The organism is Pedococcus sp. P2_E4 (assembly GCF_056403935.1).
In genome coordinates this window covers 109,652-116,725 of sequence record NZ_JBFUEO010000009.1, presented here as the reverse complement: position 1 = coordinate 116,725, position 7,074 = coordinate 109,652, and the positions used below count along the sequence as shown (strand labels likewise).

At 65.0% G+C, this 7,074-nt stretch carries 6 protein-coding genes; 4 read left to right on the top strand and 2 right to left on the bottom strand.

What is annotated here, in order from left to right:
- On the bottom strand, positions 1–331 hold a 331-nt coding region (locus AC1DV7_RS07000; RefSeq protein ID WP_477595948.1), incomplete at its 3' end, for a cell wall-binding repeat-containing protein.
- 448 nt (positions 332–779) lie between these two features.
- On the opposite strand from AC1DV7_RS07000, the gene AC1DV7_RS06995 reads away from it, so the two are divergent.
- From AC1DV7_RS06995 to AC1DV7_RS06985, 3 genes are all read left to right on the top strand, one after another.
- Complete coding sequence (locus AC1DV7_RS06995; protein WP_477595946.1) at positions 780–944, top strand: hypothetical protein; 165 nt, start codon at positions 780–782, stop codon at positions 942–944.
- A gap of 1,974 nt (positions 945–2,918) precedes the next feature.
- Entirely contained in the window at positions 2,919–3,587 is a 669-nt protein-coding gene (locus AC1DV7_RS06990; protein WP_477595944.1) for a potassium channel family protein, read from the top strand.
- 236 nt (positions 3,588–3,823) lie between these two features.
- A complete protein-coding gene (locus AC1DV7_RS06985) occupies positions 3,824–5,527 on the top strand; it encodes a DUF4231 domain-containing protein (RefSeq protein WP_477595942.1) in 1,704 nt (567 codons plus the stop codon).
- Here the strand turns inward: AC1DV7_RS06985 and AC1DV7_RS06980 are convergent, their stop codons facing one another.
- Complete coding sequence (locus tag AC1DV7_RS06980; RefSeq protein WP_477595950.1) at positions 5,528–6,235, bottom strand: toll/interleukin-1 receptor domain-containing protein; 708 nt, start codon at positions 6,233–6,235, stop codon at positions 5,528–5,530.
- Here AC1DV7_RS06980 and AC1DV7_RS06975 point away from each other — a divergent pair.
- Complete coding sequence (locus AC1DV7_RS06975; RefSeq protein ID WP_477595940.1) at positions 6,234–6,911, top strand: hypothetical protein; 678 nt, start codon at positions 6,234–6,236, stop codon at positions 6,909–6,911. The genes AC1DV7_RS06980 and AC1DV7_RS06975 overlap by 2 nt on opposite strands.
- Positions 6,912–7,074 lie beyond the last annotated feature (163 nt).

The following is a 7,074-nucleotide window of genomic DNA, read 5'->3' as shown; positions in this document are numbered from 1 at the left end:
ACCCCAAGGCCGTGGAGACGTTGGCCGACACCGTGCCGGTCCCGCCCAGGATCACGATCCGGCCGGGCTTGAGGCGCTTGAGCTCGGTAGCTACCGGAGTAGGCACGCCACCCGGAGCCAGCAGTAGGACCGGCCCACCACCGACCCCGCCAGCAGGACCACCAGACAGGGCATCAGGGAAGTTCGCGCCCGTGGCGACGTACGCCACCGACACTCCGGGCTGGAACGTCGCCGCACTCACCGCTGCCGATGTCGCATACCGGTCGGCTCCCGCGACCCGCGACACCGATCCCGACGCCGCGGTCGCAGACTCGGCGGCCGGATTGGTCACCGTCGTTCCGCCAGCGCTCCGCGCCATGGCAGGTGCCACCATTCCGGCGGCGCATACCGAGACCACAACAGCCATCAACAGTGCGCGACGTCGCCCAACCAAGCCCCACCCGACCATGACACCCCTCCAAGAGGGCACGGCCATCCGGGCCGACCTCAGTGCAGGTCAAGATAGGGCTACACCACGCCGGACGGAAGTGCCAAAGGACGTGCCACCAGTGGCGGAGGAGCTACATCCGACTGTGAGATGGCCGACGCCCAGGCGTTGTGTCATACCCCCGGGTGCTGGGGCGGGGAAATGGGGACTCACACGCTGAAGAGCGGACGTTCGATCTGGCTGTCGCTCACGAGGACGCTATGCACTCCACGTGGAGGGCCTCGGCCGCCTTGGCGACACTGGCCAAGGACTCGGCACTTGCTCAAACTTCCGTGCAGCGGGAGAGTCGAGCATGGACCTCGCGACGTGGATCTCGCGGGCGGCGTTGGCGACCAGCATCATCGGCCTCGCGGTCACGACACGGCTGACGCGGAAATCGCAACGCCACGCGATCGTTCGCGAATACAGCACACAGTTCCTCAATGACGAGAAGATGCAGGCGCTTTTCGCCGCGTAAGCGCGAGCAAGCCTCTCGCACCCTTGGGAGTCCTTTGGAACGGGCTGGGCCCCTTTGCGATCATTCCCGCAGCGGCGATTAGACCGGCCCGCCGCTGACGGCAGGTCTTGCAAGGCGGTGGCAAAGGTTACAGGGCCATGACAAGTGAGTCTTGCCGAGGCTCCGGGGTGCCATGGCTAATGGAGTTCGCCCTCCACCGGCTTTGGGTTCCATTCAAGCCGTAATCCGTTACCAGGAAACCCGAAGCCCGACTTGAAGGTTGGAGTGTCGCCATCCTCCATAGGAACTTCGCCAGTAGCCGTGAACGCGCGGACATGTAGGTCCGGTAATGCTTCGCCAAAGAGCTTCACCTCCGCCCCCATGCGCACTGTGGGCGCACCGAGGGGGAGGCCCCCCAGTGCGGGTTGGAAGGTCGTCCCCACCAATAGCACGTCCACTCGGCCGCCTGGAGGGACGATGGTCCGCTCGATCTCAGTGCGCGGAAGGAGCAAGTTGAGCGAACCATCTGGCCTTCTGCTTTGAAACTCTTCCAAATGCGGCGCGTACGTGCGGGTCTCGGGTTCGGTTCGCCGCGACCCTTCAGGCAACCGCTCAATCCTTAGTCTGTAGTCCTCGAACGTGCACGCAGGCTGTCCCGGCATCGAAGCGCGGAGCCACGGGGTGGTTGGCGACCAGTGCCTCGCTGAAATGTTTTCGATCGTCGCGTCCCTGTGTACTCGAACACGCAATACCTCACCCCTCACATGCCAGTTGAGAGTGACCATCCACGTCGTGTCCGATATCGCCTGTATCTGTCCCAACTGCTCTTGCAGGGCAACGGTGTAGCGTTGGGGAGCATCCTTGCCGTAGATCGTCTGCAAGGAGAGCGTGGATATCTCCTTGATAAGGCGTCTCTTCAACAGACTGTCTACCGTCAGGCCGAGCACTCCGGCGATTACAAGGGCTTCCGCAAGCCCCGCTATCGCGTCGGACCACCACCCCCGGCCATAGTCCGCGGTGTAATCACGCAAGCCAAGAATGACGAGACCTAATAGGACTGGGCCAAGCAGCCATAGCGTCGAGGGAAGGTATCGACGTATCGCCGCCATGGTTTGTCTCCGGGTTGTTGCGTAGGAAGGGAGCTACTGCGAGCACGATCGGAACCCGTGACACGTGCAGAGGGCGGAATGAGTCGCCACCGCGTAGCGATACCGTAGCAAGCACGACACGTCTCGTCTTTCGTGAGGTTGGCGATCGTGCTGCAGCCGCCAGGGTCGGCTCGGGCTCAAGGCTCTAGGAGGCACGCCGGCCCGAGGCTGGTGTCACGGTGCCTCCAAAGAGCGAATCGGAGTCCTCAAGTCCGGCTATAGGAGCCTTTGCCGAACGCGCATTTCCTCAGACAACCGTTTCCCCTTCGGGTCCCGCGGCGAGGCTGTCGGAGGCGCAAGAGGCCTTTAGACCACGGCTCGACCTCCGGTCGACGTCGGAGAACTGCCCGTCAGAGGGGGCGACCTGTGCGGCCTCGTGTGGGTCTGATCCCGATGCTTCATACCGCCGCGACTTCGTACGGGGTACGGGACGTCCACTCAGGCTCTTTCGACGCGTTCTCCCTTCGCCCACGGAGGGGTTTGGATTCCCGACCTCGCGGTCAGATGCCAGCCGCGGCACGCGCTGCAGAAGTAGGCGCCGGCCTCGCACGGACGCCCTCGGTCGCGGTACCTGCGGGCGATGGCACGCATCGCACGGATGGCGGCCCCTCGGCTGGGGTAATGGATCTTTGAGCAGTCAGACATGTCGATCTCTCTCGACTTGTCGCACTCGGCTTGCTCATATCCTGCCCGGCACGTGGTTCACGCCTCATAGCGATCAGCCACCAAGGAACCTGAAGGCTCCACCCGTGAGAAAGGTAGCCGAGTTGGTCTACGTATGCCGAGACATGCACCAAACTGCTACATGAGGCGTTCTTCCGCCACTGCCTCGTCATACGCTCCACTCATGTCTGTTGAGCGTTGGGAGCGGCGAGTCGAGGTCCCACTACTGCTGCTGGCTCTAGCGTTCCTTGTGGCCTACGCATGGCCGGTCCTTGACCCGCGACTGGACCCGACTCTCGATGTCTTTCTCAACTACGTGAGCTGGACCGTCTGGGCCGCTTTCGCCCTCGACTTCGCGGTGCGGCTGGCGCTTGCCCAGGACAGACCGCACTACGCCCTCCAGCACTGGTACGACGTGGCCCTGATCGCCCTGCCCATTCTGCGACCTCTCCGATTGCTGCGCCTGTTGGCCTTCCTCCGGATCCTCAAGCGGAGTGCCGTAGGCAACCTCGCCGGCCGCGTCACTTCCTATGTCATCGGGGCCGCCGTGATGGCAGTCGGCCTCGGAGCGGTCGCAGTCCTCGACGTCGAGCAGGACGCCAAGGGTGCAAACATCACCACCATTGGCGATGCGCTCTGGTGGGCTTCGACCACGGTGACAACGGTCGGCTACGGAGATCGATACCCCGTCACCACCACCGGACGGGTCATAGCGGTTGCTCTGATGATCGTGGGCATCGCGCTGGTGGGGGCGGTTACTGCCTCGATAGCGGCATGGTTTGTGGCGAGCCTCGAGAAGGACCGGCGAGTGAAGGCGAGCGAGGTATCCACCGCTGGCCACGAGCGGCCCTGATATCGTCACGCATGCTCGGCGGGTGAATGCAGATGCTACGAAGAAGGCTCCCCCGAGGGCGGAATCTACCTACGTCTTAGCGCCGCGAGGGCGCACGAGAGCAGCGGTCCCTTGCCGCGCTGTCGGCCGTTGCCCTATCGCGAACGTAATTCCGGCCATCCGGGAGGCTCTCTTCAGACAGCGTTGCCCTGCGTGTCGCACCCCCTGCCATTGGCAGCGGGGGCGATCATCGTCGTGTGGCCGAGGCAGACAGCGGGGGTCCTCTCCTCTTCATGGAGAGCCAACTTCCGTCGTTACCGGGCGCCTTGAGCCTTCAAATTCCGGTTCCCGTGGTCGTTGTCATCGGTGGCGCAGCTGGGCTCGACCCGCCCCTTGATGGCGATGCCGAACTCGACCCACGGGTGCAGAGGTATCGGGACCTGATCGAGAGCACCTTCGCAGACGCCCTGCGGCCCGTCGTGAGGGACCGCAACGCGGTGGTTCTCACCGGGGGCACCGCGGCGGGCGTCATGAAGATGGCCGGCGAGCTCTTGGCGCACGAGGCGGCTGCTGTCATCGGGGTGGTCCCGGCCTCGAAGGTCCAAGGCGACAAGTCCGAGGCAGTGCTCGACGACAACCATTCCGCAGCCGTGCTCACCGGGGGATCCCGATGGGGCTCTGAGACCGAGTTTCTCTTCCACCTCGCTGAGACACTGACGGGGGGCACCGCTCCGGGGGTGGTGGTGCTTGCCAACGGCGGACCCGTCTCGTTCGAGGAGGCGCGCCGCTTCCTGCGCGGCGGGTGGCCGATCATGGCCGTTGGGAAGACTGGGGAGGCTGCTGACAACCTGATCAAGGCAGCCAGGGCGGACCGTCACGACTCACAATGGGGCGACCTGCACCAAGCCGATGTCGAAACCTTGGGAGATGATCCCGCGGTCGTTCGCAGGCAGTTTGCCTGGCGACTGCATGATGACGAGCTCCTGAAATCCGCTTGGGGCACGTTCGGGGCGTATGACCGTAAAGCCGAGCAGCTGAAGCGTTCCGCTCAGAGGTCGCGCTGGATGCTCACCGGGCTTTCGTCGATCCTTCTGGTGGCCATCACCGCCACGGTACAGCTCACCACTCTCGGCTGGCTCAACCCCGACGGCTCCGTGAGACCCGGTGCAGGACCTGCCTGGCTGGACATGGTGCTTCCTGCCGCATTGACGGTTTCGAAGTGGGTCGTGCTTGCCCTCCCTCTCGGTATCGCGGTGGCGGCTGCGCTCGGCAACTTCTCGGGGTCCCAAGCCAAGTGGAGGACTGTTCGGGCCTCTGCTGAGACGCTCAAGCGCGAGATCTATCGGTACCGATCCCACTGCGCGGCAAACGACCCTGAAGCCGCCGGGCGCCTGTCGGCGGTCTTGCACGTGGTGGACGACGAGGCGATACGCGCCGATGTGGGCTTGGCCGAGAGTCCCCCCGGGTTGATCCGGGGGAGGCCCGCCAACATCGACCATGATGAGCTCGAGCCTCTGAGCCCGAGGATCTACCAGAAGCGCAGGTTGGAGCAGCAACTCCTTTGGTTCGTCAAGGCGGCCCGAAACAGACGAAGAGGTGAGTGGTTCATCGCCGTGGCGGGCGCGGTCGCGGCGTCCGTCGCGATGGCGCTTGTGACAACTCGGTTTGCGGCTTGGGTTGCTGTGCTTGTACTGGCTTCGACCGTGTTCGCGTTCAGCCGGGAAAGGGGCCTCAACAAATTGCAGATGGCGGGCTACGACAGGGCGATTGCCGAGGTCAATGATGCGTGGATCCAGTGGATCCAAGAGACGCCGGAGGAACGCGGGCGAACCGAACTCCTGGTTGATCTGGTCGGAAAGGTGGAGACGGCCTTCGAGCGGGAGAGCCTGTCCTGGAGCGAGGTGATGCGTAAGGCCGCGCAGACTGCAACAGAGGGTCACGCCACGGGCCTTGGTGCTTGATCAGCTCGCAAACTGCCACCGAGGCGCGTCATCTGATGCGCCCGTGCCCAAGACTGGAAGCCATGAGGCTACGTGCGGGCCAGAAACCGCCTCGACCACCCATTGGTAGCAGGGCTTTCCCAATTCTTGTGCCGTTGCCAGCTCCCAGGCGCAGTGGGGTGAGCCGACCGAGCGGCTCGAGGTGACGAACAACAGGGCGTTGGAGGTTTCGATGGCCTCGCGCGCGTGGTTTTGCCAGTCTGGGTGCGGCCCAATGGGCGGTAGTGCCTGCCACGTTGGCTCTTCAGTCGTGGCGAGGAGCAGCCGAAGATCGTCGACCCACTGCAAGTCCGCGGTCGCACTGGCGATGAAGATCCGCACTCTGGTCCCTCCCGACTGGAGCCGGCCGACGTCCTTGCCTGGCCGTGGCCGTGCTCCACTCACCCGCTCAGGCCAGGTCGGCTGCCCCGGCTGAAGCGTACGATCTGGCGCCCGACGCTGCAGCCCGGATGTTACGTCCCGCGAAACCGGGAGCGAGTGCCCAGAGAAGTGACAGCACCAAGCCCGACAGTCGACTCTGCTCCGCGCCGGCGCTCGCTTCGCTGCGCGATGCCGATATACCGCATGCGTGCGGACTAGTCCCTTTGCTGGTGTTTGCCCGCGGTCTGGCGAGGATGATGTGGCATATCCACCAGGGCTGGCCGGGTCCGCCAGCAAGGAGTGAACCATGGTCACGTCCGCCAGACCCCCTGCCCGCAAGATTCGGCTCGCTGCGATGGCGCTCGCCCTTTCCGTGACCGCTTGGGCGCCGATGGCCCCCGCGCAGGCTGCCACGACCGTCCGGGTACGCACGATCGTGGCTACGACGGTCAGCTACGGCGACGTGGTCGGCGCCACCATCAGCGTCATCCAGACGTGTCCGACGGGTGCGTCGCTGGATGTCGGACAAACGCGCCAGCGAACCCCCCGGACACCAGCCAACTTCCGGCTGCTCAGCCGCGAGTTCTGGCCCCGCGGTCTGGTCAGTCGCTGGCGGATGACCGCACCGATGCCTCACCGGGACTACGCACCCTCCCCAGCACAGACCGTGGTCTGCGTCCAAGACCTGCCGGGTGACACAGCACGGCACACCGCTCGCGTCAGCGTCATCGCGCGGCTGTGGGGGCCAGCGCCCTTCAAGTCCTGGCATGAGTCCACCGACGTCACCTCCAGCACCTGGTCAGGTCGGCCCGCACCCAGCAGTGTCAGGATCACGCGGGTTGCCACCAAACGAATGGAAGCCTTCGCTGGCGCGGAAGAACCAAACCTGGTCTTCGCCTACGGGGGTGTCGGCCTCGGCGGCTACCCGGCCGGGCAGTATTCCGAGCTCAGGCTCGGCCTGGCAGTCACGTCCAGCCACCCCTAGCGTCCGGTGGGTGGTGCGCCCTCTCCACCGCGGTGGATGCGGCGTCACCGCCGCCGCCCGATGGCGGGCAGGATCAACCCACGTCCCGGGCTCATGAGTGCGCCGGCGCCCGACGCTCACCGCACCTCGTTTGCGCGGGTCATCCGCGGGGCACTGACTGGGT